This window comes from Tatumella sp. JGM91 (assembly GCF_018257575.1).
Lineage (GTDB): Bacteria > Pseudomonadota > Gammaproteobacteria > Enterobacterales > Enterobacteriaceae > Tatumella > Tatumella punctata.
On record NZ_JAERJP010000017.1, the window covers coordinates 48,311 to 74,388 of the forward strand.

Here is a 26,078-nt window from a genome sequence, read left to right on the forward strand (position 1 = left end):
ACCCGGGGTAACAGATGAAAACAAAAAAATCCCGGCCGCGTAAACCCTCCGGGCGCTGGGTATATTATCTGCTGTATCAGGAGATTCTCTGGCCCTGCCCTGTCCGCTGGGAATGGGAAAGCGGATTCGGTGGCTGGCTGCCATTTTACTATGCCCCGACCTTTGAATTTATTGCTGCCGATCCTGCCCGCGTAACCCGGGTGCGGCGTCCGGTAAAGGGTACAGCACTGAGCCCGCTGGCCGGCCGGGAACGGCTTATCCGCCAGGTGAAGGAAGATACGGAAAATGAAGAATAATGGCCCGCTGAGCGCGGGCACATATCACTGTCAGTTCATTAGCGTGTAGTCGAGGGTGATTTCCGTATCCAGTAACTGCGACACCGGACATCCGGCTTTCGCTTTCAGGATGATTTCTTCAAATTTTTTCTCATCAATGCCCGGTAATTCGACCTCACTGGCCAGCGCGATACGGGTAATCGCAAAGCCTTCGCCTTTTTTATCCAGTGACACGTCGGCAACGGTATCAATACTTTTCGGCGTATAACCTGCCTGTCCGAGCATCAGGGAAAGAGCCATAGAAAAGCAGGCGGCATGGGCTGCACCAATCAGTTCTTCGGGGTTAGTACCGGGCTTATCTTCAAAGCGGGTATTAAACCCGTAAGGCTGCTGGCTCAGAGCACCGCTGAGGGTACTTACCGTTCCTTTGCCCTTAATATCACCTTCCCAATGGGCCGAGCCTTGTTTATGAATAGTCATCAGTTCCTCCGGTTCAGGTTCGTAAAACTTAAGTATAGCCGCAGTAACAAACTGCGGCCTGCATTTACGATTTATCCCACCAGCAGGTGATTAGCCGCCAGTAATTCCCGGCTGATATCACTCACCGATTTAGCCCCGGTCAGTGTCATCGCCACACGCATTTCATTCGCGATCAGCGTCAGCAGATTTTCCACACCCTGCTGCCCATGGGCAGCCAGTGCATAAATAAATGCCCGGCCCAGTAATACGGTATCTGCACCCAGTGCCAGCATCCGCACCACATCCAGACCGTTGCGGATACCACTGTCTGCCAGCAGGGTAAGATCACCTTTTACTGCATCAGCAATTGCCGGCATTGCCCGTGCCGTCGATAAGACACCATCCAGTTGCCGGCCACCATGATTCGATACCACAATACCATCAGCACCAAAGCGGACGGCATCTTTTGCATCTTCAGGATCCAGAATGCCTTTAATCACCATCGGACCGTCCCAGAAATCACGGATCCACTCCAGGTCTTTCCAGGAAATCGACGGATCAAAGTTTTTCGCCAGCCAGCCAATATAGTCTTCCAGTGCGGTCGGTTTCCCCAGGTAAGCCGATACATTACCGAGATCATGGGGCCTGCCAAGTACACCCACATCCCATGCCCAGCGAGGGTGCTGAACCGACTGTAAGTAACGCCGTGATGCTGCAAACGGCCCGCTCATTCCTGAATGAGCATCACGGTAACGTGCGCCGGGGGTGGGCATATCTACCGTAAAGACCAGGGTGGTACAGCCGGCTGCTTTTGCCCTTTCCAGTGCATTACGCATAAATCCGCGATCGCGCAGGACATATAACTGGAACCACATTGGCCGGGACATCGCCGGCGCCACTTCTTCGATCGGACAAACAGAGACTGTCGACAAGGTAAAAGGTATTCCGGCGTCCGAAGCGGCTTTGGCTGCCTGTACTTCTCCGCGGCGGGCATACATTCCCGTCAGACCCACCGGCCCCAGAGCCACCGGCATTGATAATGTTTCGTTAAACAGCCGGGTTTCCAGACTCAGGGATGACATATTCCTTAAGACTCGCTGGCGTAAGGCGATTTGCGAAAGATCATCCGTATTGCGTTTCATTGTGTATTCGCTGTAAGCACCACCATCAATATAATGAAACAGAAAGGGCGGCAGACGTCGCTCAGCAGCGGCGCGGTAATCAGATGAAGCAGAAATAATCATGATCAATTCTCTGGGCTTTGCGGAAGATCGTCAGGCAAACGAATGATTCTGAGTTGTCTGGCATAGTCTTCATCGAGTTGCTGGGTGGTTTTATGCACGAAACTAAGGTGACAGTTAGCGGCATTCTTTGCCGCTGCAGCATCGCCTGACAGGATAGCCTGCAGCAGCTGATAGTGTTGTCCGCACAACTGCTCAACAATATCCTGCCTGGCAAACATTTGCTGGCGGCTCTGTAACACCGAACTGTGTAATAAATCGAACAGTCCGCGCATAGTCTGTAACAACACCGCGTTATGAGACGCTTCTGCAATCATCAGATGAAACCGTGCATCCGCCTGAGCGACCAGACTGGCATCACTGCCGGCCTGTAACTCACTCATGGCATCAAAACAGTATTGCAGGCGCTGCTTATCTTCTGCTGTCGCCCGCAGCGCGGCATGCCATGCCGTTCCGCCTTCCAGCGCATGTCTGGCCTCGAGAATATCCAGACGGTATTCCGGGTCATCTCTCAGTAATGCTTTCAGAGGCTCGACAATCACCCGTTCAGACCAGGGGGTGATTTGCTTGCGGATAAAGGTGCCACCGCCGCGCTGAGTACAGACAATCCCGGCACTATTCAGTTTTTGCAGCGCTTCCCGTACAGATGCGCGGGAAACCTGCAAATCACTGGCCAGCTGACGTTCAGAAGGTAGCCGCATCCCTGCCTGCAGCGACTGCTGTTTAATCAATAGCTGCAGGCGATTCACCAGCATATCAGTGAGTTTTTCTGGCGATTTATTCATTAGCTCCTCCTGAATAGATCAGGCTGCCGGTCAGTCTGTAGATAAGTGTTCTGCTGATGTTAACGCAGTGTTGTCAGCGGTATCCTAACGACCGGGTAAAACGTTTGTTAAGTATATTCAGCACAGATCACAGACTTCATATGAGTTTTGTGAATGATATTACTTTTCCCGACAAACTGGTCTGACCAAAATAGTCTGAACTGGCAGAAACTGTGAGCCGTTATTAATACGCTATCTGCCCCGGAGCATCGCCTGAGCGCAGAGTGATAACCAAAAAAAAGGCCCCGACCTGTGGTCAGAGCCTTTTCCGGTGCCTGACACCGCTTACGGATTACCCTTAATGCTGGTGCGAACAGAAATCAATCACCATCCGGCCTTTGATTTTCCCGTTCTCCATTTCGTGGAAAATAGTATTTATATCTTCAACCTGACGCTTTTCGACTTTCGGTACTACTTTCCCCTCAGCGGCAAACTGGAAGGCTTCCGCCAGATCACCACGGGTACCGACCAGTGACCCGACAACTTCGATACCGTCCAGAACCAGACGGGGAATATCCAGACTCATAGCTTCCGGCGGCAGACCGACAGCAACCACACGGCCACCGGCGCGGACGCAGTATACTGCTGAGTTAAACGCCGATTTTGCTACCGCAGTGACTACCGCCGCATGAGCGCCGCCGAACTTTTCCTGCATCACTTTGGCAGCATCATCTTTCAGAGGGTTGATGGTCAGGTCTGCCCCCATTTCACGGGCAAACTCCAGTTGTGCTTCATTGACATCAATCGCCACGACTTTGGCATTGAATACATTTTTTGCATACTGTAATGCCAGATTACCCAGCCCGCCCAGGCCATAAATCGCAATCCACTGTCCGGGACGAATTTTAGACACTTTCACTGCTTTATAAGTCGTAACCCCGGCACAGGTAATACTGCTGGCGGCCGCCGGGTCAAGGCCTTCCGGTACTTTCACCGCATAATCTGCCACCACAATGCACTCTTCGGCCATACCGCCATCCACGCTGTAACCGGCATTTTTTACGCTGCGACACAGAGTCTCATTACCACTGTCACAGTATTCACAGTGGCCGCAGCCCTGGAAAAACCAGGCGACGCTGGCCCGGTCACCGGGTTTAAGCGAGGTTACACCCGGACCAATCTGTTTAACAATCCCGATACCTTCATGACCGAGGATAACCCCGGTTTTATCGCCAAAATCACCATTTTTAACGTGGAGGTCCGTATGACACACACCGCAATACTCCATCTGCAGCAGCGCTTCGCCATGCTCCAGGGGACGTAACTTTTTATCAACAATTTCAACACTATGATCTTTAGTAACGACTGCTGCTTTCATAATGGAACTCCTGTTAAAAGGGTAAAAAGACCACGTAATATCTGCTGGCCACAAGGTTAACTGACCTGCTGCAGATAAGCCTTGATTCGCATCACGTAAAGGTTAATTAAATTGATCCTTTGAACGGAATCTGCGCTAACAGTATAGCTAAACTAATGGCTCCCCTGACATTTAATGCTATTCGCCGGGTTTATTACTTAAGATAAACAGGTAGAGCTACCGGCAATGAGCTATCCTGTGTTCCGACAGCTTATATCCTCACCACTCCCGGAACTGATACCGGAATGGTTATCCCAAGAGTAAGGAGATCATATGTCACAAGGTTTCAATGCACTGGCTGAAAAACGCAGAACTATTTATGCACTGGGTCCGGCACTGCCACTGGCAGAAGATGATGTTATTGCCCTGATTCAGACAGCAATCAGAAATTCACCGTCTGCGTTTAATTCCCAGAGTTCGCGGGCCCTGATTCTGCTCGGTGAACAACACAAACATTTCTGGTCCCTGACCAAAGAACAGCTGAGAAAACGTGTTCCTGCGGATGCATTTGCAGCGACCGATAAAAAAATTGATAGTTTTGCCGCTGCGGCAGGCTCAGTACTGTTTTTTGAAGACCAGCAGGTGGTTAGCGAATTACAACAGCAGTTTGCGGCATATGCGGATAACTTCCCAGTCTGGTCAGAACAGAGCAGTGGTATTGCCCAGTATGCCGTCTGGCTGGCTCTGGCCGAAAAAGGTATCGGGGCAAATCTACAGCACTACAATCCGCTGGTAGATGACGATGTCCGGCAGACCTGGAATATACCGGCATCCTGGACATTGCGTGCTCAGATGAACTTCGGCTCGGTGGAAGCGCCTGCGGGTGAAAAAGGCTATATTGACGATAAGCAGCGTTTTATTGTTGCCCGTTAATACACTCTGATCTCAGGGCCGGTCACAATAACCGGCCCTGATTTTTTCGACTCAGTCAGACGTCAGAGCATCCAGCGCCTGCTGCAAATCGGCGATTAAATCCGCCGGATGCTCAATACCAATCGACACCCGTACAGTGGTATCGTAAATAGCAAAAGCTTCACGGGTTTCCCGGGCAACACCTGAGTGGGTAGTAGTGGCCGGATGACTGGCCAGAGACTCGGTCCCTCCCAGACTGACCGCCAGACGGAAAATCTGCAGGTGATTCAGAAAACGGAATGCCTCTTCCCGGCCATGACCGACATCAAACGAGAAGGTTGAGCCCGCCCCCTGACATTGCTCAGCAAACAGTTTACCTTCAGCGGTGGTGGCGTCTTTAAAGGGCAAATAATTCACTGCGGTAATTTTCGGGTGCTGTTGCAGGAATTCAGCTACCTGTTGCGCATTATTATTGGCTTTTTCCATGCGTAACTGCAGTGTTTCCAGTGAGCGGCCCAGCATCCAGCAGGAGTGCGGATCCAGCTGAGTACCAATCGCGCTGCGCATCTGGCGGATGGGTGCCATCAGTGCCCGGCTGCCCATCGCGGCACCGGCCACCAGATCCGAATGACCTCCGACATATTTCGTCAGGGAATAAACGCTGATATCTGCACCCAGCGCCAGAGGGCGCTGGAAGACCGGGCCCAGTAGCGTATTGTCACACACCACCACTGGCCGGAAACCCTGTAATGTTTCCAGCTCATCCGCCAGTTTCGCCAGTAAGCGAACATCCGCCAGTGAATTGGTCGGATTAGCCGGTGTTTCGGCAAAAATCACGCTGATACGGCCACCGGTCGCCGCCTGCATGGCAGATAACAGCATCTGCGGATAATCCAGCGAGTTGCTCAGCGGACTGCTGCTGATCCCCAGACCTGCCAGTGTTTTATTAAACAGAGTTTCAGTACCACCGTATAACGGCTGAGTTTTTAAGACCACATCCCCCGGCTGACACAGAGTCAGCAGTACCGAGCTTATTGCCGACATCCCCGACGAAAAAAGAGCACAGCGCTCCGCGCCTTCATACAGGGCCAGCCGGTCTTCTGCGATTTCACTGTTCGGGTGATTAAACCTGGAATAGACCAGCCCTTCCCTGCTGCCTTCAGGCGCGGGCTTACGACCACTGGCGACATCAAAGAATGCCTGCCCTTCTTCTGCTGTACGGAAAATAAATGTGGACGTCAGAAACACCGGGGGTTTCACCGCCCCCTCGGATAACATCGGATCATAGCCGTAGCTGGTCATTAATGTTTCCGGGTGGAGCTGATGTTCACCCTGGCGGGTTTTTAATGTTTTACCGTCACTCATAGACCGTTCCTGTAATCGTTGTCCCCATCACCTGCGGTGGCGGGTGACGGGCCGTGCAGGTGAGTTACCTGATTTCACGGCAGTTATTGCTATATTATAACACTCTGTCATGGCACCTGGCCTGATTGATAGCAAAAATTGAACGATTAAATAACACTGAACAGTTGTGATTGCTGGTCACAGAATAATGAATAAAAAAAAAGGGGCTGACCATTGGTCAACCCCTTGTTCTCTATTAACTTTCAGATGTCGCGTTAGCGATACCTTAGTTAAGACGCTCTTTGATACGAGCAGCCTTACCAGTACGCTCACGCAGGTAGTACAGTTTGGCCTGACGTACAGCACCACGACGTTTGACAGTAATGCTGTCAATTACCGGTGAGTGAGTCTGGAATACACGCTCAACACCTTCGCCGTTAGACATTTTGCGAACAGTGAATGCAGAGTGCAGACCGCGGTTACGGATTGCGATAACCACGCCCTCAAATGCCTGCAGACGTTTTTTAGAACCTTCAACGACCCATACTTTCACTTCCACGGAATCACCCGGACGGAATGAAGGTACATCCTGTTTCATCTGTTCTTGTTCAATTTGCTTAATAATGTTGCTCATAATTAAATCTCTTATCCTGGGTAAACTGATATTCAGGGAAGACTATTCTTCCGTATCATCATGTTGCTGCTGCTGATTTTCATGACGAAATTCACGCAGCAATTTAGCTTGCTCTTCAGTCAGAGCCAGGTTTTCCAGAAGTTCAGGTCTTCTCAGCCAGGTGCGACCCAGCGACTGTTTCATGCGCCAGCGGCGAATTTCAGCATGGTTGCCCGACAGTAAAACCGGCGGAACCTCCACACCCTCTAACACTTCAGGCCGGGTATAATGCGGACAATCCAGCAATCCTTCAGAAAACGAATCTTCGTCAGCCGATGCCTGTTTTCCCAGTACTCCCGGAATAAACCGGGCCACCGAGTCAATCATCGTCATTGCCGGCAGTTCCCCGCCACTGAGCACATAATCACCGATTGACCATTCTTCATCAATTTCGGCGTCTATTACCCGCTCATCAATACCTTCGTAACGACCACAGACCAGAATTAATTTCTGATCCGTCGCTAGTTCGCAAACCCCCTGTTGGTCAAGTTTGCGCCCCTGAGGTGACAGGTAAATTACCTTAGCGCCCTCACCTGCCGCTGCTTTGGCTGCATGGATAGCATCCCGTAAGGGTTGTACCATCATCAGCATTCCCGGCCCGCCACCGTAGGGGCGGTCGTCGACAGTACGATGCCTGTCATGTGTGAAGTCTCTGGGACTCCAGCACTGAATACTGAGCAGACCATTTTTGACAGCCCGGCCAGTTACCCCGTAATCGGTAATCGCACGAAACATCTCTGGAAACAGGCTAATCACACCAATCCACATAGCGTTCGCCGTTGGGTTACCGTTATCTCCGGAGATCAAAAACCAGGATCCCAGTCTACTTCAATTGTGCCAGTAGTGAGATCGACTTTCCTGATAACCTGTTCATAAAGAAACGGAATTAACCGCTCTTTCGCGCCAAAAGCATCTTTCAGATTTGCCTTTACGACTAACACGTCGTTCGATCCGGTTTCCATCATATCAATGACTTTTCCCATTTCGTAACCGTCAACGGTCATTACCTGGCAACCAATCAGGTCTTTCCAGTAATAATCACCGTCTTCCAGCGCGGGCAACTGCGTGGCATCAACCAGTATTTCACAATTGGTTAATTGCGCCGCCGCATCACGATCATCAATGCCTTTGACTTTGATAATCATGTCCTGATTATGATTTTTCCAGCCTTCCAGCTCAATCTGCTGCCATTTACCGGCACGCTGAATAAACCATGGCTGGTAATCAAAAATGCGATCAGCATCTTCGGTGGAAGAAAACACCTTGAGCCAACCACGAATACCGTAGGCCGCTCCCATTTTTCCTAAAATAAGGGAATTAATCGGAGGTTGCGCGGTAGATTTTCCGGTCATGCTCATGTTCGCCACCGTGACAGATTAAGCTGCTTTTTTTGCTTCTTTAACCAGCGCGTTAACGCGGTCAGAAACTGTGGCACCTAAGCCAACCCAATGTTCGATGCGGTCCAGATCCAGACGCACTGCTTCGGCCTGACCAGAAGCAACCGGGTTGAAGAAGCCAACACGCTCAATGAAACGACCATTACGCGCATTACGGCTGTCAGTAACGACAACCTGATAGAACGGACGCTTTTTAGCGCCGTGACGAGCCAAACGAATTGTTACCATAACATCCTCTTTAGTTAATAAAACACCCGGACCCCAGCGAGGGGCGGGGCCCGGGTGCAATATAAAAAGCCCGAAAATTTTACTCGTTTTGGAGTAAAAAGCAACCTGTAAGTCAATTACAGTTCGGACTTTTACTTTTCCGGCTTAACGGCCGGGAAATCCTGGCGGCATCATACCTTTCATGCCACGCATCATTTTGGCCATGCCGCCTTTCTTCATTTTCTTCATCATTCGCTGCATATCATCAAACTGTTTCAGCAAACGGTTAACATCCTGTACCTGCAGACCACACCCCGTGGCAATACGACGTTTACGTGATCCTTTAATAATTTCCGGCTTTTCGCGCTCTTTTCGCGTCATGGAATTGATAATGGCTTCCATACGTACCAGCACTTTATCGTCCATCTGCGATTTCACATTATCCGGCAACTGGCCCATACCCGGCAGTTTCCCCATCAGGCTGGCCATGCCGCCCATATTGCGCATTTGCTTTAACTGCTGCAGGAAGTCATTCAGATCAAAGCCATCGCCGGTCTTCAGTTTTTTGGCCAGTTTTTCGGCCTGATCGCGGTCAACCTTACTTTCGATATCCTCAATCAGCGACAGCATATCGCCCATACCGAGGATCCGCGAAGCAATACGGTCCGGGTAAAATGCTTCCAGTGCCTCGGTTTTTTCGCCCATCCCCATAAACTTAATCGGCTTACCGGTAATGTGACGAATGGACAAGGCAGCACCGCCACGCGCATCACCATCCACCTTGGTCAGAATGACCCCGGTCAACGGCAGGGCTTCATTAAAGGCTTTGGCGGTATTGGCCGCATCCTGCCCCGTCATTGCATCCACAACAAACAGGGTTTCTACCGGGTTAATCGCGGCATGTACCTGCTTAATCTCGTCCATCATCGCTTCGTCGACATGCAGACGACCGGCGGTATCTACCAGCAGCACATCATAAAACTTCAGACGGGCCTCATTTAATGCATGAGTGACGATATCGACAGGTTGCTGTGTGACATCTGAAGGACAGAAATCAACACCTACCTGTTCAGCCAGGGTTTCCAGCTGTTTAATTGCCGCCGGACGATAGACGTCGGCAGAAACCACTAATACTTTTTTCTTGTGCTTTTCTTTGAGAAATTTGCCTAACTTCCCGACACTGGTCGTTTTACCGGCACCCTGCAGACCCGCCATTAACACCACGGCCGGAGGCTGAGCTGCCAGGTTAAGGGTGTTATTTTCAGCACCCATTGCCGCGATCAGTTCATCACGGACAATTTTGATAAATTCCTGGCCCGGGGTCAGGCTTTTATTAACATCATGCCCGACTGCGCTTTCTTTCACCCGCGCGATAAATTCACGGACGACGGGTAAAGCAACGTCAGCTTCCAGTAACGCCATACGTACTTCACGCAGAGTGTCTTTAATATTGTCTTCTGTCAGCCTTCCGCGGCCGCTGATATTGCGCAGTGTTTGCGACAAACGATCGGTTAAATTATCAAACATTACCTTTCACTCAGAAAATATTGCGAAGCCGCCTCGGCGACATTTTCCTCGCAGTATAACATGAAGCGTTGCCGATCTCTGCAATTGACCTTCAGATCGTTTGGCGCAAGTCGCGGCTAACGCTATACTGCCTGTCTGAACCCTATATGATGACGAATACGATACCCTATATATGTCAGTTTTTGCGATTGTGGCACTCCTTGCCTATTCACTGAGTCTTGCTTTGATCATCCCGAGCCTGCTGACACGCAGCAGCGGCTGGCGGCGGCTGGCGATGCTATCGGCGGTTGTGGCACTGATTTGCCATGGTGTCGCGGTTGAGCAACGAATTTTTATTCTGAATGCAGAACAAAACTTTAGTTTGCTGAATATCGGTTCACTGGTCAGCCTGATGATCTGTGCGGTGATGACCATCGTTGCCTCACGGAATCGCGGCTGGCTGCTGCTGCCTTTTGTGTACAGTTTCGCCCTGATTAATCTGGCATTTGCCACCTTTGTCCCCAATGCCTTTCTTACCCACCTTGAAACCACCCCGGGCATTATGCTGCATATCGGGCTGGCATTATTTGCTTATGCAACGCTAATCATCGCGGCGTTATATGCATTACAGTTGGCGTGGATCGACTACCAGCTGAAAAATAAAAAGCTGGCATTCAGCCATGATATGCCGCCGCTGATGGTGATAGAGCGTAAGATGTTCCATATTACCCAGGTGGGGGTGGTGCTGCTGACGCTGGTCCTGTGCAGTGGCCTATTTTATATGCGTGACCTGTTCTCTGCGGAAAACATCGATAAAGCGGTGCTTTCTCTGCTCGCGTGGTTTGTCTATATCGTCCTGTTATGGGGCCATTATCATGAAGGCTGGCGCGGTCGCCGCGTGGTATGGTTTAACTGCAGCGGCGCTGTGCTGCTGACCATGGCCTATTTTGGCAGCCGGATCCTTCAGCACCTGCTAACCCGTTAATTTATTAAAATAAAGGAAATATCGCGTTGGAACATGTTTCAACCACCACGCTAATTATTACGCTGGTCATTATGGTGTTGGTGTCTGCCTGGTTTGCGGGCTCAGAAACCGGCATGATGACACTTAACCGCTATAAATTGCGACATAATGCCAAAAACGGTAACCGGGCGGCCAGAAGAGTTGAGAAGTTGCTCGCCAAACCGGACCGGCTGATAAGCCTGGTGCTGATCGGTAACAACCTGGTCAATATTCTTGCTTCAGCACTTGCGACTATTGTCGGTATACGTTTATACGGCAATGCCGGTGTGGCGATTGCCACCGGAGTACTGACCTTTATTGTGCTGGTCTTTGCCGAGGTCTTACCGAAGACCATTGCCGCACTTTATCCGGAGAAAGTCGCCTACCCCAGCAGCTTTTTACTGGCTCCGTTACAGATTATTATGATGCCTGTCGTCTGGCTGCTGAATTCAATCACCCGTGCCCTGATGCGGATGGTCGGGATTAAAACCAGCGGCTCCGCCAGTTCAGCGCTCAGTAAAGAAGAACTGCGTACCATTGTCTATGAATCACGCACCCTGATGTCGCGGCGTAACCAGGACATGCTGTTATCCGTACTGGACCTGGAAAAAGTCACCGTGGATGACATTATGGTGCCGCGCAATGAGATTGTCGGCATTAACGTCAATGATGACTGGAAATCAGTTATTCGCCAGCTGACACATTCACCCCATGGCAGAATTGTCCTGTTCCGCGATACCCTCGATGATGCCGTCGGCATGCTGAGGGTCCGCGAGGCCTGGCGGATGATGACAGAGAAAAAAGAGTTCACCAAAGAAAACCTGCTGCGGGCTGCCGATGAAATCTATTTTATCCCGCAGGGAACCCCGTTAAATATGCAGCTGGTTAAATTTCAGCGCAATAAGAAAAAAGCCGGCCTGGTGATCGATGAATATGGTGATATCAAAGGTCTGGTCACCATAGAAGATATTCTGGAAGAGATTGTCGGTGATTTTACGACCTCCATGTCTCCTACCCTCGCCGAAGAAGTGTTACCACAGAATGATGGTTCGGTGCTGGTCGATGGCAGTGCCAACGTCAGGGAAATCAATAAGGTCTTTAACTGGAACCTGCCGGAAGATGGCGGCCGCACCATTAATGGCATGCTGCTGGAAGTGCTGGAAGAGATTCCGGAAGTCAATACCCGGGTACAGATTGGACATTACGCCATCGAAATCCTCGATGTGCAGGACAATATGGTCCGGCAGACGCGAATTACCCCGCATACCTCATTACAGGCATCTCTGGGCTGATACAGGACCCGGTAAAAAAGGCGGCACGCTGTTACGCATGCCGCCTTTTTTTCTATCAGACCAGCTGACAGACCGTCATAACAAACAGAGACTAGATATGTAACTCTTTCAGGGTCTCTGCTGGCAAAGCCAGCTCTTCATTATGGTTCACACGCACGTCATTTTGGAGAATATGACGTGCGATATCCTGAGCTTCTTCCAGAGAGTGCATCTGATAAGTACCGCACTGGAACTCGTTCAGTTCAGGAATTTTACGCTGCTCGGTAACTTTCAGCACATCTTCCATCGCTGCTTTCCAGGCATCAGCGACTTTCTGCTCCGCAGGTGTACCGATCAGGCTCATATAGAAGCCGGTACGGCAACCCATCGGCGAAATATCGATAATTTCCACGCCCTGGCCATTCAGATGGTTACGCATAAACCCGGCGAACAGGTGTTCAAGGGTATGAATACCACGTTCAGGCATCACTTCTTTATTCGGAATGCAGAAACGTAAATCGAACACCGTGATAGTATCGCCATGTGGCGTCTTCATGGTCTTGGCAACACGTACAGCCGGAGCTGCCATGCGTGTATGATCAACGGTAAAACTATCCAACAATGGCATATGGTCACCTCTTTTTAAAAAAATTTTCCAATCAATGAAACTTTTTCTTCTGGCCCGCGTCTGAGTATATGAAAGACGCGCATTTGTTATCATCATCCCTGACAACAGAGATGTTACTTTGGCCACAGTGATGTGGCCTTTTCTTTTTTCAGCCTTCCCTGCCCGCCAGATACTCTTCAAAACTCTGTGTATCACTGGCTTCTGTTTCAGCCTGTGCAATGACTGACTCCCGCGCCTGCTGGCTAAATTGTTCTTCGGTTAACACTTCCAGCGGTTCAGCGAGCAGCATCTGACGGTATTTTTCTGCAAGTTCGGTTCCGGCTGCGGCCAGACCTTTCTGCTGCATATCACGCAGAATTTTCGCCGAATAGGTTAACTCCGGATCGTCAATCGACGCCAGCAACTGACTGCATACCTGCTGATATTCTGTACTTCCGTCTGGCGCATCCAGTACTTTTGCAATCCGCTGTAAACCGGCAAACATACTGTGACCGGCCTCGTTCAATGAATAGATCTGTTCACCACAGCCGGCACTCAGCATCAGGCCGGGCTTACGCCCTTCCATCACCACCCGGTTCCAGTTGCCACGGGTACATTGCAGTTCTTCGGCACTCATTTCCGGTGCATCGGCCAGTGCACACCAAATCAGGAACATATCCAGGAAACGTACCTGTTGTTCATTAATTCCAGTCGGGGTAAACGGGTTAACGTCCAGTGACCGGACTTCAATATATTCGATACCGCCGCGGCTCAGGGCCGCAGAAGGTGCTTCACCGGCGCGGATAACCCGTTTAGGCCGGACAGGCGCATACAGCTCGTTTTCAATCTGCAACACATTGGTATTTAACTGAATACGTTTTCCGTCACTGTCCCGGATACCGATCTTAGCATACTCCTCAGACGGTGTTTTAATCGCTTTCTTCAGGGCGCTGACATAGCCTTCCAGCGAGTTAAAGGTAATACCCAGTGCACTCTGTGACTTGTTGGTATACCCCAGATCACTTAAACGCAGAGAAGTCGCATAAGGCAGCCAGTAAGTGCCTTTATCATTGCTTTGCAAAGGCAAATCACCTTTCCCCTGCGGCAGGAAACTTTCACAAATTGCCGGTGATGCCCCGAACAGATAAGGAATAATCCAGCCAAAACGATAATAATTGCGGATCAGTTGCAGGTAACCGGCAGAGACCGCATCTTTACCCTGTGCAAGATTGTCGATACCCAGCCGCGCCTGCCAGAATGCTTCCGGCAGGGAAAAGTTGTAGTGCAGTCCTGAAATCACCTGCATCAGTGAACCGTAACGGTGTTTTAGCCCCTCACGGTACACGGTTTTCATCTGACCAATATTGGAACTGCCATACTGTGCCAGGGTGATATCGTCCGGATGCTTAATGATACAGGGCATGCTGAATGGCCACAGACGCTCATCATCCAGCGAACGGGTAACATAGCGGTGAATATCGCGCAGAAATGCCAGCAGATGTTTAATATCCCGATCAACCGGGGTCACAAACTCCAGTAATGATTCGGCAAAATCAGTAATAATCCAGTCATGGGTCAGTGAGGAGCCCAACGCTTTCGGATGTCCCTGCTGTGATACATGCCCGTCGGGCTGAACACGTAACGTTTCACGTTCAATTCCACGGCCGATGCCTTGCAGTGCTTCAGGGTGCTTTTCCAGCCAGCTTAATGCGTCAGATACGTCAGGTATCACTGTCACCTCCCACGGTGATAATTATGTCTTATAGTTCTGTACGGTTGCAGTGTAGCAATGAACCAAAAGATACGGTAAACCAAATTAGTTGCCATGACGCCGGACTGCCAGCACAAGGCCACAGGCAGGCTAAATGCTGAATAGTATTAACCTGTGATACTAAGGCTGCAGCGGCGTCCGGTTATCTGCCTGTCTGCCGGAGACCGCGGTCAGTTACAACAGGCGTACATCAACAAAATCCATTCCTGCAGCTTTAGCTGCCTGAATACCAAAATCGGCATCTTCGAACACCACACACTGTGCCGCCTCAACCCCCATCTGCCGGGCACATTCCAGAAAAGTCTGCGGGTCAGGTTTGTGGTGTTCCACATCATCGGCAGCAATCAGGACATTAAATAAATGACGCACCCCGAGATGGGTCAGCAGGCGATCAGCCATTTGATGGTTACTTCCGGTGCCTACCGCCATGGGCAAGCGGCCATAATAATGTCTGGCGACCCCGATTAACGGCAACAGTGCAGAGGTAGTCAGTAAGATTTTATCCAGTTGCTGATCTTTTTCTGCCGCCAGCTGCCGGGGATCCAAAGTCGCGTTATTCGCTATCAATATCTGTTCAGCTATTTTCCAGCCCGGAGAGCCGTTAAGTGCAATCATCTGCTCGAAAGAGAACGCCAGGCAGTGCTGTGCTAATACCTGTTTCCAGGCCTGACGGTGTGCCGGCTCGCTGTTGACCAGGGTGCCATCCATATCAAAAATAAGTCCGTGATAATGATCGTACATACTCACTCCAGACTGAACCGATAAGTCGTTACTTTATATTAATGCAGATGAATTGTCGCCGTCAGCAGTAAACCGTAAATGCTAACGACAAAAAATAGCTAACAGGCTGATGTCTAATATAAATCGGGGTATATCTTTCAGGGCAGTGATTATCCGGTCCCTGAGGAAATGATAAAAACAGAACCGATAAATCAGGGGGGATTAACCGTAAACCGGTCAAAAGCACTGTCAGAACAGGTCAGAAAAATGCCAAAGAAAATGATAACAAGGGAGGATAAACGCAGAATATCACAAAGATGGTGCATCCGGGAGGATTCGAACCTCCGACCGCCCGGTTCGTAGCCGGGTACTCTATCCAGCTGAGCTACGGATGCATCGCAAATGGCGGTGAGGGAGGGATTCGAACCCTCGATGCAGCTTTTGACCGCATACTCCCTTAGCAGGGGAGCGCCTTCAGCCTCTCGGCCACCTCACCACTTGTTACTTCGCTACCCGCACCGACGCTGTGCCTGTTACTGCGCTTCGTCGCTGCGTTGGCGCACATATTACTTTCCCCGCCTTATAAGTCAAACAATTTTTAGCGCTGAAAGCCTGATTGCACGTTTAGTCGTCAATCAGGGCATTTAAAAGCCAAAAGGAGTGAGAATTCAACGGCACAGCATCAGGAAGATGCATCGCTGTAGTATAGGGACCGGGGATTGAATAAAGGCGCGCCTCGTTAAAAACGAGGCGCTGAATATGTTAGTAGTCTGGCTGCTGGGTCTTTTCGGCCTGAATGCGCTGATAGATTTCCTCACGATGCACAGACACCTCTTTAGGAGCATTCACGCCTATACGTACCTGGTTCCCTTTAACACCCAATACTGTGACCGTCACCTCATCGCCAATCATGAGAGTTTCACCAACTCGACGAGTTAGAATAAGCATTCTTTGCTCCTTGAAAGATTAAAAGAGTCGGGCCAGTTCTGGGTCCCGGCAAATCCATCGTATAACGCATTACTATCTATTGACTACGACTGATACAGAAAATTCAATCAGTATGCCAATACATTTCGCTAATAGTTAGTTTAGCCGAAATACACCATTACTACCTGACTTTATCATTTTAGGTTGCTTATCGTGTAAAAAACGCCCGGAGAACGGTCCGGGCGATTTCTACCGGCAGCTTGTTTATCTCTTTTACAATTTCCCGCTGACCAGGGCCTCAACCCCTGCCAGAGCGGCTGGTAATGCTGCAGGTTCCGTTCCGCCGGCCTGAGCCATATCCGGACGACCACCGCCTTTACCACCGACCTGACTGGCGATAATGCCGATCAGTTCCCCTGCTTTAACTCTGTCAGTTAAATCTTTCGTGACTCCCGCAATAAGCGATACTTTACCGTCATTAACGGTTCCCAGCACAATAATCGCCGATCCAAGCTGATTTTTTAAATCATCGACCATGGTTCGCAACAGTTTTGGTTCAGTATTGCTGAGCTCACTGACCAGCAGTTTAACGCCGTTGATATTAATCGCTTTGGCTGACAGTGAACTGCTTTCCTGTGCTGCCTGCTGGTCCTGCAACTGCTGCAGTTCTTTTTCCAGAGAACGCACCTGCTCTACCAGAGACCGGACTTTCTCATTCAGATTACTGCTGTTTGCTTTCACCTGCTGCGCTATTTCATGTAACTGAGCATCCTGCGCAAATACCGTTTGCAGGGCATGTTCACCGGTAACCGCTTCAATACGGCGTACACCCGCCGCAGTACCGGACTCGGAAGTAATACGGAATAAGCCGATATCTCCGGTACGGCTGGTATGAGTACCACCACAGAGTTCAACCGAGAAGTCACCCATGGTGAGTACGCGCACCTTCTGGTCATATTTCTCACCAAACAGAGCCATTGCACCATTCGCCCTGGCCGACTCAAGGTCCATAATGTCGGTTTCTACCGCCAGGTTGCGGCGGATTTTGGCGTTAACAATTTCATTAACCCTGCGTAACTGCCCGGGTTTGACGGCCTCCGGATGGGAGAAGTCAAAACGCAGGTAATTATCATTAACCAGTGAACCTTTCTGTGACACATGGTCACCTAAAACTTCACGCAATGCAGCATGTAACAGGTGAGTGGCTGAGTGATTCAGACGTATCCGGGCACGGCGTTGTTCATCAACATGTGCTGATACTTTATCACCTGTCCGCAGGATACCGCTGGTCAGGCTACCGATATGACCGTTAGCCTTGCCGTATTTCTGGGTATCTGTCACTGTAAAGCTGACACCATTGGCCGTTAATATCCCGGTATCACCGACCTGACCACCTGATTCACCGTAGAACGGTGTTTGATCCAATATAATAACTGCCTGCTCTGACCCTGTCAGTGCATCAACGGGCTGACCTTCAACAAAGATAGCCGTGACAGTGGACTGCTCCTGCAAATGGTCATAACCGGTAAAGGCTGACTCACTGTCCACACGGATCATATTGTTATAATCAGCACTGAAACCACTGGCCTGACGGGCACGCTGACGCTGTGCTTCCATGGCTGCTTCGAATCCGGCTTCATCAATTGTGACATTACGTTCACGGCAGACATCCGCGGTTAAATCCGCAGGGAATCCGAAAGTGTCATACAGACGGAAAACGGTTTCACCATCCAGAACATCCCCTTTCAGGGCCGCCAGTTCCTCATCCAGTAACGTCAGACCACGTTCCAGTGTTTTAGCAAACTGTTCTTCTTCAGTTTTCAGGACCGATTCAACATGAGCCTGTTGTTTTTTCAGGTCATCACCGGCACTGCCCATCACATCAATCAGCGGGGCAACCAGTTTGTAGAAAAAGCTTCCGCTGGCACCGAGCATATTTCCGTGACGTACTGCACGGCGGATAATACGGCGTAATACATAACCACGGTTTTCATTCGATGGAAGTACATCATCAGCAATCAGGAAGGCACATGACCGGATATGGTCAGCAATAACCCGCAGTGATTTATTATCGAGGTCAGTGGTACCGGTCACTTTTGCCACCGCACTGATCAGCGTACGGAACAGGTCAATTTCGTAGTTAGAATTAACATGCTGCAGCACGGCAGTAATACGTTCCAGCCCCATGCCAGTATCCACTGAAGGCTTAGGCAATGGCAGCATAGTACCGTCCGGCTGACGGTTAAACTGCATAAATACGATGTTCCAGATCTCGATATAGCGATCGCCGTCTTCTTCCGGACTGCCCGGAGGGCCACCCCAGATATGGTCACCGTGGTCGTAAAAAATTTCGCTGCACGGGCCACAAGGTCCCGTATCACCCATCTGCCAGAAGTTATCTGACGCATAGGCACTGCCTTTATTATCACCGATGCGGATAATGCGCTCGGCCGGCACGCCAATATCGTTAGCCCAGAGATCATAGGCTTCATCATCAGTCTCATAGACTGTGACCCACAGACGCTCCTTCGGCAAATTAAACCATTCAGCACCGGTCAGAAGCTCCCAGGCAAATGCGATAGCTTCAGCCTTAAAATAGTCGCCGAAACTAAAGTTACCCAGCATTTCGAAGAACGTATGGTGACGGGCGGTATAACCGACATTTTCCAGATCGTTATGTTTACCGCCGGCACGTACACAGCGTTGTGATGTTGTTGCACGGGTATAGTCGCGTTGATCCTGACCGAGAAAAACGTCTTTAAACTGGTTCATTCCGGCGTTAGTAAACAGCAACGTCGGATCATTATTTGGTACGAGGGAGCTGCTGGCTACAACCTGGTGTCCCTTGCTCTTAAAGAAATCGAGAAACGCTTGACGGATCTCAGCAGTACTCTTGCTCATAAATATCCTGGTATCACTCTGACGGATGTTCCTTTCGTCCGGGCAGCCAGCACATTGCGGCCCGCCGGTGACAGTGGAACAAAAAAGTGGGAATAAGATAAGTTTTCTTCACAGGGAAGTAAAACCGGATTATGACTCAGCCGGAAAAATTTACCAAAACAGAGCGAATATCCTCCATCAGGAACCCTCTGGAGTGTAAAAATCGCTGTAACCTGGCTTTTTCCCGGGCATCGGAGGGCCATTTATGACCATACTTTTTCCCGGCAACCTCTGCCGCTTGCTGCTGCCAGTCTATCTCAGACTCTGCTAATGCCTGACTGATATCATCACGCCCTATCCCTTTCAGCTGCAGATCCTGACGAATACGCTGTGGCCCATAACCGTTGCGGCTACGGCTGATAATAAATTGCCGGGTAAAACGCTGGTCGTCGAGATAATTATTTTCCAGGCACCAGGCTATCACCTGTGTCAGGGCCGCTTCATCGGGAGGCGTATGCTCACTGCCCTCTCTCTGCTCGCTGCGCCACACCGAAAGACGGATTTTTTCTTTCAGCTCGTGTTCGGAATGATCACGCCGGGCCAGTAACCGTACCGCCCGTTCCAGTAAAGAAGCAAACATCGGATGGCGTTCAGTTTCAGTAAACAGCACCAGACTCTCCTGTGTGATAGGTTATTGACGCAAAGTGATACTCTGCCAGTACCGGCCATAAAAAACAAAAAACGGGAGAGGCTTTAACAGCACTCTCCCGTTTCAGGGTAATGTATCCGCTTACCGGACTCAGAACTCCTGATGATCCTCACTCATTTCATCATGACCGTTTGACTCTTTTTCGGCTGATTCCTGAGCAGGAGCATTCAGCAGCATATCACGCAGTTTTTGCTCAATTTCGCTGGCGGCCTGTGGGTTATCACGCAGGTAGTTACCCGCGTTCGCTTTACCCTGACCAATTTTATCGCCGTTATAGCTGTACCATGCACCGGCTTTTTCGATCAGTTTATGTTTAACCCCCAGGTCAACCAGTTCACCGAAGAAGTTAATGCCTTCGCCGTACATAATCTGGAATTCAGCCTGTTTAAACGGCGCTGCAATTTTATTTTTGACCACTTTGACACGGGTTTCACTGCCGACCACATTATCGCCGTCTTTGATGGCCCCGATACGACGGATATCCAGACGAACAGACGCATAAAATTTCAGCGCATTACCGCCGGTTGTCGTTTCCGGGTTACCAAACATCACACCAATCTTCATACGGATCTGGTTGATAAAAATCAGCAGTGTATTGGATTGTTTAAGGTTACCCGCCAGTTTACGCATTGCCTGGCTCATCATACGGGCAGCCAGTCCCATATGAGAATCACCGATTTCACCTTCAATTTCGGCTTTTGGTGTCAGAGCGGCGACGGAGTCAACAATAATGACATCCACTGCCCCGGAACGCGCCAGTGCATCACAAATCTCCAGCGCCTGCTCACCGGTATCCGGCTGAGAGCACAGCAGATTATCAATATCCACACCCAGCTTTTTGGCATAGACCGGGTCCAGAGCATGTTCAGCATCGATAAAGGCACAGGTTTTTCCTTTACGCTGCGCGGCGGCAATAACCTGCAAGGTCAGTGTGGTTTTACCGGAAGATTCTGGCCCGTAGATTTCCACGATACGGCCCATCGGTAACCCGCCGGCACCTAAAGCAATATCCAGCGACAGTGAACCGGTTGAAATGGTCTCAACATCCATAGTGCGGTCTTCACCCAGACGCATGATGGAGCCTTTACCGAATTGTTTTTCAATCTGCCCCAGCGCTGCGGCTAAAGCCTTCTGTTTGTTTTCGTCGATCGCCATTTCAACTCCTGATTATGCCGGATTAGCCAGGCAAATGTGTGGGTATGCTCTGTCTCTGATGAGGGATAATTATACTGTATAGTCATACAGTATCAAGTTTATTTTTCCAGAAACTCCCGGTTCAGGGTACGCAGGGCAAATGCGACTGCCTGAGCCCGTATTGCGTCCCTGTCACCGGTAAATTGCTGACCTGATACCAGTACTTTACCGTCTGCGGCCGCAAAACCAAACCAGACGGTACCGACCGGTTTCTCTGCACTGCCGCCATCCGGACCGGCAATACCGCTGACTGAAATCGCATAGTCAGCCTCCGCAGCCTGTAGTGCCCCGCTCGCCATTTCACGGACTGTCGCTTCACTTACCGCACCATGGGCCTCAAGAGTTGCCGGGTCAACCCCCAGCATAGTGATTTTGGCCTGATTACTGTATGTCACAAATCCCTGTTCAAACCATGCAGAGCTGCCACTGATGTCAGTAATCACTTTTGCAATCCAGCCGCCGGTACAGGACTCAGCGGTAGTGAGTGTTGCGCCGCGGGACAGCAGAGACTGTCCGGTCTGAATACTTAACTGCCGTAAATCCTTATCCATCAACTTCCCTCCGTGTAGCACGAGTATATTTATCAACACCAGAGAAGATACTATGGATTAATGACAGCTTTTCAAGTCATGGCCGGCAGCAACCGCCGGAAAACGGAACTGCGCAGCAAGAGTTTGCTGCATTGCGGGGCATAAAGGTTTTTTTTGCGTGAAAGGACAGAGAATGGCACAACAAAAGGGATCTCGGCGGCCGGTCATGCCGCCGGAGAACAGAGTGCGAAGATTAACTTTTTTTCACAAACTCTGATTTCAGCTTCATCGGGCCAAAACCATCAATCCGGCAATCAATATTATGATCACCTTCTGTCAGACGAATCTCTTTAACCCGGGTACCAATCTTCAGTACCGAAGAACTGCCTTTTACTTTCAAATCTTTGGCAATAGTAACGCTGTCACCGTCCGCCAGCAGATTACCGTTGGCATCGCGCACCAGTAAGGTCTCTTCCGAGGTTTCAGCTGACATTACCGGCCAGATATGACCACATTCAGGACAGTTATAATTTTCAGTATCCTGCCAGCTGTATTCAGAATGGCATTCAGGACAAGGAGGGAGTGTTTGCATCAGGGTTCCTTACTCTCACCGCAGGCAGAAGACGCCCGCAAAGGGCGCCATCCTATATCCATACAAACAATAAGGAAAGCCGTGAATTAAAAAACCGTGTTATTGCGGGCATTACGTACGGCTTCACCCAGCTGCCAGACCGCCATTGCGTATTGGGTACTGTGGTTATAACGGGTAATCACATAAAAATTAGGCAACCCGAACCAGTACTGATAACTCTGTCCCATATCAAGTTTCAGCAGGCTTACCTGTTGATCCCCGGGCAATGCAGCCTGTGGCCGTAATCCGGCCTTTATCAGCTGACTGACGCTGTAACGGGTATTATAGCCGTCATCCAGAGAAGGTGCGGTGCCACTGGCGGGCACTGCAATTGGCTGCCCGGCCTGCCAGCCATGCTGCTGGAAATAATGGGCCACACTGCCAATGGCATCTACAGGGTCCCAGAGATTAATCGTGCCGTTACCATCAAAATCAACGGCATATTGTTTATAGGCCGAAGGCATAAACTGGCCGTAACCCATTGCTCCGGCAAACGATCCTCTCAGCTCCAGCGGATTATCCCGTTCGCTGCGGGCCATCAGTAAAAATGTCTCCAGTTCACTGCTGAAATAGGCCGAACGCCGCGGATAATCAAACGACAGGGTTGCCAGCGCATCAAGAATACGGGTTTTACCCATCACTCTTCCCCAGCGGGTTTCCACCCCGATAATACCGACAATAATTTCTGCAGGAACTCCGTACTGTTGCCGGGCCCGCTGCAGTTCTGTCTGATACTGGTTCCAGAATGCCACACCGTTTTGTATATTCGACGGGGTAATAAATTTACTCCGGTAACGCAGCCACGCCCCGTTTGGCCCCGGAGGTGCCGGAGTATTAGGTGCCTGCCTGTCCATCAGCCTGAGCACGTAATCTAAACGCCGCGCCTGTCCCAGCCAGGATTCAAGCTGCTGACGGTCAAAATTATGCTTTTTCACCATCATATTAATAAATTCTTCGGTCTGCGGACGCCCGGCAAAATCCCCGGATAACATTCCCTGTCCGCCAGCCGGAGCCAGTAAAAAACCGCCTTGTGGCCCCTGCCGGACACTTTCTGTTTTACTACTGCAGGCAACCAGCAACGCAAATAACGGTAATAACGCAATTTTGTAACGCATCAGAAACCCATTAACCAGAAGCAGACGTTGGCCCATGGTAATGCTTTGCCAGCCAGACAAACAGTGGAGTAATACAAAAAAAAACGAAAAAAAAGACAGATAACACAACCAGGCAGTGAAAACCGCTGTTTGCCCCTCTTTCCCCGGTGGCAGGAAAATGCCGGTATAGAACTTCTGACCGTTACCGGTTATTTATGCTTCTATCAGTCACAACCCGCTCAGCCAGTCCCGGTGCCTGAACAACACGCTCAGGCTGTGAAAAATAAAACGTCACCGCCACCAGAACCGCCAAAGAAAAAATCCCTATTTGATAAAGTGTCTGGCTTGTTCTTTGCTGAAGCGAAAGCTATGCCACCTCCCCCGTTTCCGATTGTTATGGACAGTACGGCGAAGGCCGGAATGGCAGCAGCAACGGGAGGTGCAACGACTAAACCGAATCAGGATGCAGCAAGAGCCCTTACTCATACGATGAAACGCCTTTCTGGCCCTGAAATCTGGCGCGGGCGGCTGGCGATCGAGGTCGGCCAGGGGTTTCGGAGGGATTACCGGATGATGTGGTTGCTGTGATGGAGCGTCTGAGGCCGTCCTCAGGGCGTATATCGCAAAAGCTGCAGGTGGACTGATGGGCCTGTGAAAACGGGGTCACCATGGACTTCTCCCGGCCGGGAAAACCCACGGATAATGCCCTTATCGAATCGTTTAATGGCAGTCTGAGGGATGAATGCCTGAACATCTACTGGTTCCTGTCACTTAAGTTAGGGTGCTTTTTAGTCAACTTCATAGTTTAAACTAAAGTACGATCACCCTCGCGGGCTTGATCGATATTAGCGAAATCAGAGACATTGCCAATGGTAGGTCTGATAACCTCAGACCGGGATTTTCCCCCTGTCTCAGGACGGTTGCCAGGAGAAGATACGCTCTGTTGAACAATATATGTCTTTTTTTTTGCACTGATTTTGACACCAAAACCAACGGGTGAATCCCGGTGATTATCAGTGATAAGATACGGCTTTCGTCCAGGATTCGGTAAGTAGATAACACGCCCTTGCTGGTCGAGTTCTGGTTTAACATCGATAGATAACTTATTGATTATAGTCGACTGGTTGAGTGTCAATTTCATCAATCTATAGAGTGTCTACCCGATACTAACCGGTATACTACTGGTATACAAATTTAGCGATTCTCATGGGTTTTTAAGGGTTTCACATGGGGCCACTTGGGTACCCAACAGACTTAAAAAATGAGTAAAATCAATATGAATGAGTCTATTGACAAGGATTTATCAGATCACACCCCAATGATACATTGGTGTGTTAATGCTGATTATTAATGATTATTTTCCACCAGCGAATAAAAACTACATTGTAACCTACACTTTTGTAACCATCTGATTTTACGAATATTATTTACTGTACTCATCCAGCGTTATACTCCCTCTGCTCTCCCATCCTTCTAATAACACAGGGCATCTCAATGAGCCGATACCATGTATCCAGCAGTGAAGGTCAGTATGAGAAAGACTCTGGCGAGCAAGTTTTGGCTAACAAGCTGGGGATCGCAACTTCTGATGAGATGGATGAGGCTGAACTTGTCCTGTTAGAACAACTCTACCAGTCTGTTTTTGAAGAACAGTTCCCGAAAGGACAGTTCAGCGTAGCCATGCTAAAAAGCTGGCATCGCCGCTGGTTAGGCAACATCTACCAGTGGGCTGGACAAGAAAGAGCGGTTAATATCAGCAAGGGCGGCTTTATGTTTGCACCTTCAGCACAATTGCCAAAACTGCTGAGCGAATTCGACACCAGGTATCTGGCTCAATACACGCCATGTAGCGGCATGGACGAAGAACAACTCATCACTGCTATCGCCATAACCCATGTAGAGCTAATACTTATCCATCCATTCAGAGAGGGAAACGGACGCCTGTCGCGACTGCTAGCCGACGTAATGGCCGTTCAGGGAGGATACAAACCGCTGGATTATCAAAGCCGGGAGCAAAACAAAACCCAGTATATCTCGGCTATCCATGCAGGTGTATCAATGGACTACGAGCCGATGAAACACTGGGTGAGAGAAGCATTAAGAAGGGATTAAACCGCAAGACGCAAATGAGCAAATTTTTTGCGCGTGGCTTCAAGTGAAGCTTCGATCTTCGCGGAGGACTGCCCTGTTTCAACAGCCGTAGATGTTGCTACTGAGCGAACAATGTCAGCACGTGATGGCTTAGCGTAGCTTGCCTGAGTTTTTTTGTGGGTGCTCATAATCACTCCTAAAAAGCAGAATCTGGGCTGAAAAACATCGTTCAAACAGTATACCAAAACTTCTACGCAAATTCATATCAAGCCCGTCAAAGACTCACTCATCGGGCAAGCCCTTTAAGCAATACATTAAGTACGGTAACAGTTTTGCCAGTGTTGCAGCCTTACGCTCCGGTGAAGTACGTTTCATGTGTCACTCCATGCCCTCAGATTGATTTTTCAGAGGGGGTGGCAACTATGCTGACACTGAGGGAGGCTGCCAGTTTCTCGTTTTACCTGACCACCGTTCAGGATGTATTTTCTGTGCCTGACGGTACAGTTCATCCCGTT

Annotated in this window: 27 protein-coding genes, 2 tRNA genes and 2 pseudogenes; 7 read left to right on the forward strand and 24 right to left on the reverse strand. The window is 49.9% G+C overall.

The genetic code is table 11. The annotated features are described in order from the left end of the window. Positions 1 to 14: 14 nt before the first annotated feature. Positions 15 to 296 carry a hypothetical protein gene (locus JK198_RS12435; protein ID WP_212707973.1) on the forward strand — a complete coding sequence of 94 codons (282 nt, stop codon included), beginning with the start codon at positions 15 to 17 and terminating at the stop codon, positions 294 to 296. A 30-nt stretch (positions 297 to 326) separates the two neighbouring features. Here the strand turns inward: JK198_RS12435 and JK198_RS12440 are convergent, their stop codons facing one another. The 4 genes from JK198_RS12440 to adhP all read right to left on the reverse strand — a co-directional run bounded on the left by JK198_RS12440 (position 327) and on the right by adhP (position 4,117). Beyond that, entirely contained in the window at positions 327 to 755 is a 429-nt protein-coding gene (locus JK198_RS12440; RefSeq protein WP_212707879.1) for an OsmC family protein, read from the reverse strand. Positions 756 to 826: 71 nt separating this feature from the next. Continuing rightward, positions 827 to 1,978: an FMN-dependent L-lactate dehydrogenase LldD gene (gene lldD, locus JK198_RS12445; protein ID WP_212707878.1), complete on the reverse strand. Its 1,152-nt coding sequence runs from the start codon at positions 1,976 to 1,978 to the stop codon at positions 827 to 829. A 2-nt stretch (positions 1,979 to 1,980) separates the two neighbouring features. After that, positions 1,981 to 2,760, reverse strand: a complete 780-nt coding sequence (gene lldR / locus JK198_RS12450) for a transcriptional regulator LldR (protein WP_212707877.1) — start codon at positions 2,758 to 2,760, stop codon at positions 1,981 to 1,983. 337 nt (positions 2,761 to 3,097) lie between these two features. After that, complete coding sequence (gene adhP / locus JK198_RS12455) at positions 3,098 to 4,117, reverse strand: alcohol dehydrogenase AdhP (RefSeq protein WP_212709006.1); 1,020 nt, start codon at positions 4,115 to 4,117, stop codon at positions 3,098 to 3,100. A 312-nt stretch (positions 4,118 to 4,429) separates the two neighbouring features. On the opposite strand from adhP, the gene JK198_RS12460 reads away from it, so the two are divergent. Then, positions 4,430 to 5,029: a nitroreductase family protein gene (locus JK198_RS12460; RefSeq protein WP_212710694.1), complete on the forward strand. Its 600-nt coding sequence runs from the start codon at positions 4,430 to 4,432 to the stop codon at positions 5,027 to 5,029. 51 nt (positions 5,030 to 5,080) lie between these two features. On the opposite strand, the gene JK198_RS12465 is transcribed toward JK198_RS12460, so the two are convergent. From JK198_RS12465 to ffh, 6 genes are all read right to left on the reverse strand, one after another. Beyond that, entirely contained in the window at positions 5,081 to 6,373 is a 1,293-nt protein-coding gene (locus JK198_RS12465) for a cystathionine gamma-synthase family protein (protein WP_212710695.1), read from the reverse strand. Positions 6,374 to 6,638: 265 nt separating this feature from the next. After that, positions 6,639 to 6,986, reverse strand: coding sequence for a 50S ribosomal protein L19 (rplS, locus tag JK198_RS12470; RefSeq protein WP_212709009.1), 348 nt, complete (start codon positions 6,984 to 6,986; stop codon positions 6,639 to 6,641). A gap of 42 nt (positions 6,987 to 7,028) precedes the next feature. After that, positions 7,029 to 7,793 (reverse strand): tRNA (guanosine(37)-N1)-methyltransferase TrmD, encoded by a 765-nt coding sequence (trmD, locus tag JK198_RS12475; RefSeq protein ID WP_212709046.1) that lies wholly within the window; start codon positions 7,791 to 7,793, stop codon positions 7,029 to 7,031. Between the two features lie 35 nt (positions 7,794 to 7,828). After that, positions 7,829 to 8,377: a ribosome maturation factor RimM gene (gene rimM, locus JK198_RS12480; RefSeq protein WP_212709045.1), complete on the reverse strand. Its 549-nt coding sequence runs from the start codon at positions 8,375 to 8,377 to the stop codon at positions 7,829 to 7,831. A gap of 24 nt (positions 8,378 to 8,401) precedes the next feature. Beyond that, positions 8,402 to 8,650 carry a 30S ribosomal protein S16 gene (gene rpsP, locus JK198_RS12485; RefSeq protein ID WP_212709010.1) on the reverse strand — a complete coding sequence of 83 codons (249 nt, stop codon included), beginning with the start codon at positions 8,648 to 8,650 and terminating at the stop codon, positions 8,402 to 8,404. Between the two features lie 144 nt (positions 8,651 to 8,794). Beyond that, positions 8,795 to 10,156 (reverse strand): signal recognition particle protein, encoded by a 1,362-nt coding sequence (gene ffh, locus JK198_RS12490; RefSeq protein WP_212709011.1) that lies wholly within the window; start codon positions 10,154 to 10,156, stop codon positions 8,795 to 8,797. Between the two features lie 172 nt (positions 10,157 to 10,328). On the opposite strand from ffh, the gene JK198_RS12495 reads away from it, so the two are divergent. Together JK198_RS12495 and JK198_RS12500 are read left to right on the forward strand one after the other, a co-directional pair. Next, the gene (locus JK198_RS12495) at positions 10,329 to 11,120 is read left to right on the forward strand and encodes an inner membrane protein YpjD (protein WP_212710696.1); all 792 of its coding nucleotides are present in this window, start codon (positions 10,329 to 10,331) and stop codon (positions 11,118 to 11,120) included. A gap of 26 nt (positions 11,121 to 11,146) precedes the next feature. Beyond that, a complete protein-coding gene (locus tag JK198_RS12500) occupies positions 11,147 to 12,430 on the forward strand; it encodes an HlyC/CorC family transporter (protein ID WP_212709013.1) in 1,284 nt (427 codons plus the stop codon). Between the two features lie 91 nt (positions 12,431 to 12,521). On the opposite strand, the gene luxS is transcribed toward JK198_RS12500, so the two are convergent. The 12 genes from luxS to mltB all read right to left on the reverse strand — a co-directional run bounded on the left by luxS (position 12,522) and on the right by mltB (position 23,493). After that, positions 12,522 to 13,037 (reverse strand): S-ribosylhomocysteine lyase, encoded by a 516-nt coding sequence (gene luxS, locus JK198_RS12505; RefSeq protein ID WP_212709014.1) that lies wholly within the window; start codon positions 13,035 to 13,037, stop codon positions 12,522 to 12,524. A gap of 148 nt (positions 13,038 to 13,185) precedes the next feature. Next, the gene (gene gshA, locus JK198_RS12510; RefSeq protein ID WP_212710697.1) at positions 13,186 to 14,748 is read right to left on the reverse strand and encodes a glutamate--cysteine ligase; all 1,563 of its coding nucleotides are present in this window, start codon (positions 14,746 to 14,748) and stop codon (positions 13,186 to 13,188) included. Positions 14,749 to 14,961: 213 nt separating this feature from the next. Next, entirely contained in the window at positions 14,962 to 15,528 is a 567-nt protein-coding gene (gene yqaB, locus JK198_RS12515; protein WP_212709016.1) for a fructose-1-phosphate/6-phosphogluconate phosphatase, read from the reverse strand. A gap of 297 nt (positions 15,529 to 15,825) precedes the next feature. Then, a tRNA-Arg gene (locus JK198_RS12520) sits at positions 15,826 to 15,902 on the reverse strand. Between the two features lie 8 nt (positions 15,903 to 15,910). Beyond that, positions 15,911 to 16,003: transfer RNA gene (locus JK198_RS12525), tRNA-Ser, on the reverse strand. A gap of 266 nt (positions 16,004 to 16,269) precedes the next feature. Beyond that, positions 16,270 to 16,455 carry a carbon storage regulator CsrA gene (gene csrA / locus JK198_RS12530; RefSeq protein WP_025902553.1) on the reverse strand — a complete coding sequence of 62 codons (186 nt, stop codon included), beginning with the start codon at positions 16,453 to 16,455 and terminating at the stop codon, positions 16,270 to 16,272. 252 nt (positions 16,456 to 16,707) lie between these two features. Continuing rightward, positions 16,708 to 19,335, reverse strand: a complete 2,628-nt coding sequence (gene alaS / locus JK198_RS12535; protein WP_212710698.1) for an alanine--tRNA ligase — start codon at positions 19,333 to 19,335, stop codon at positions 16,708 to 16,710. Positions 19,336 to 19,471: 136 nt separating this feature from the next. Then, a complete protein-coding gene (locus JK198_RS12540) occupies positions 19,472 to 19,954 on the reverse strand; it encodes a regulatory protein RecX (protein WP_212709047.1) in 483 nt (160 codons plus the stop codon). A gap of 159 nt (positions 19,955 to 20,113) precedes the next feature. Then, entirely contained in the window at positions 20,114 to 21,178 is a 1,065-nt protein-coding gene (gene recA, locus JK198_RS12545; protein WP_212710699.1) for a recombinase RecA, read from the reverse strand. 98 nt (positions 21,179 to 21,276) lie between these two features. After that, entirely contained in the window at positions 21,277 to 21,771 is a 495-nt protein-coding gene (gene pncC / locus JK198_RS12550) for a nicotinamide-nucleotide amidase (RefSeq protein WP_212709019.1), read from the reverse strand. A gap of 229 nt (positions 21,772 to 22,000) precedes the next feature. Continuing rightward, complete coding sequence (locus tag JK198_RS12555; RefSeq protein ID WP_212710700.1) at positions 22,001 to 22,339, reverse strand: zinc ribbon domain-containing protein YjdM; 339 nt, start codon at positions 22,337 to 22,339, stop codon at positions 22,001 to 22,003. An 86-nt stretch (positions 22,340 to 22,425) separates the two neighbouring features. Then, entirely contained in the window at positions 22,426 to 23,493 is a 1,068-nt protein-coding gene (gene mltB, locus JK198_RS12560) for a lytic murein transglycosylase B (RefSeq protein ID WP_212709021.1), read from the reverse strand. Positions 23,494 to 23,622: 129 nt separating this feature from the next. Here mltB and JK198_RS12565 point away from each other — a divergent pair, with 129 nt between their 5' ends. Together JK198_RS12565 and JK198_RS12570 are read left to right on the forward strand one after the other, a co-directional pair. Beyond that, complete coding sequence (locus JK198_RS12565) at positions 23,623 to 24,060, forward strand: hypothetical protein (RefSeq protein ID WP_212710701.1); 438 nt, start codon at positions 23,623 to 23,625, stop codon at positions 24,058 to 24,060. 47 nt (positions 24,061 to 24,107) lie between these two features. Further along, a pseudogene (locus JK198_RS12570) lies at positions 24,108 to 24,245 on the forward strand (transposase); the annotation flags it as partial. Positions 24,246 to 24,280: 35 nt separating this feature from the next. Here the strand turns inward: JK198_RS12570 and JK198_RS16835 are convergent. Next, positions 24,281 to 24,613, reverse strand: a pseudogene (locus JK198_RS16835) (integrase); the annotation flags it as partial. Between the two features lie 353 nt (positions 24,614 to 24,966). Between JK198_RS16835 and JK198_RS12575 the strand changes: the two are divergent. Continuing rightward, entirely contained in the window at positions 24,967 to 25,584 is a 618-nt protein-coding gene (locus JK198_RS12575) for a Fic family protein (RefSeq protein ID WP_212710702.1), read from the forward strand. Here the strand turns inward: JK198_RS12575 and JK198_RS12580 are convergent. Next, complete coding sequence (locus tag JK198_RS12580) at positions 25,581 to 25,751, reverse strand: hypothetical protein (RefSeq protein ID WP_164881279.1); 171 nt, start codon at positions 25,749 to 25,751, stop codon at positions 25,581 to 25,583. The two genes, JK198_RS12575 and JK198_RS12580, sit on opposite strands and share 4 nt — an antisense overlap. Positions 25,752 to 26,078: the final 327 nt, after the last annotated feature.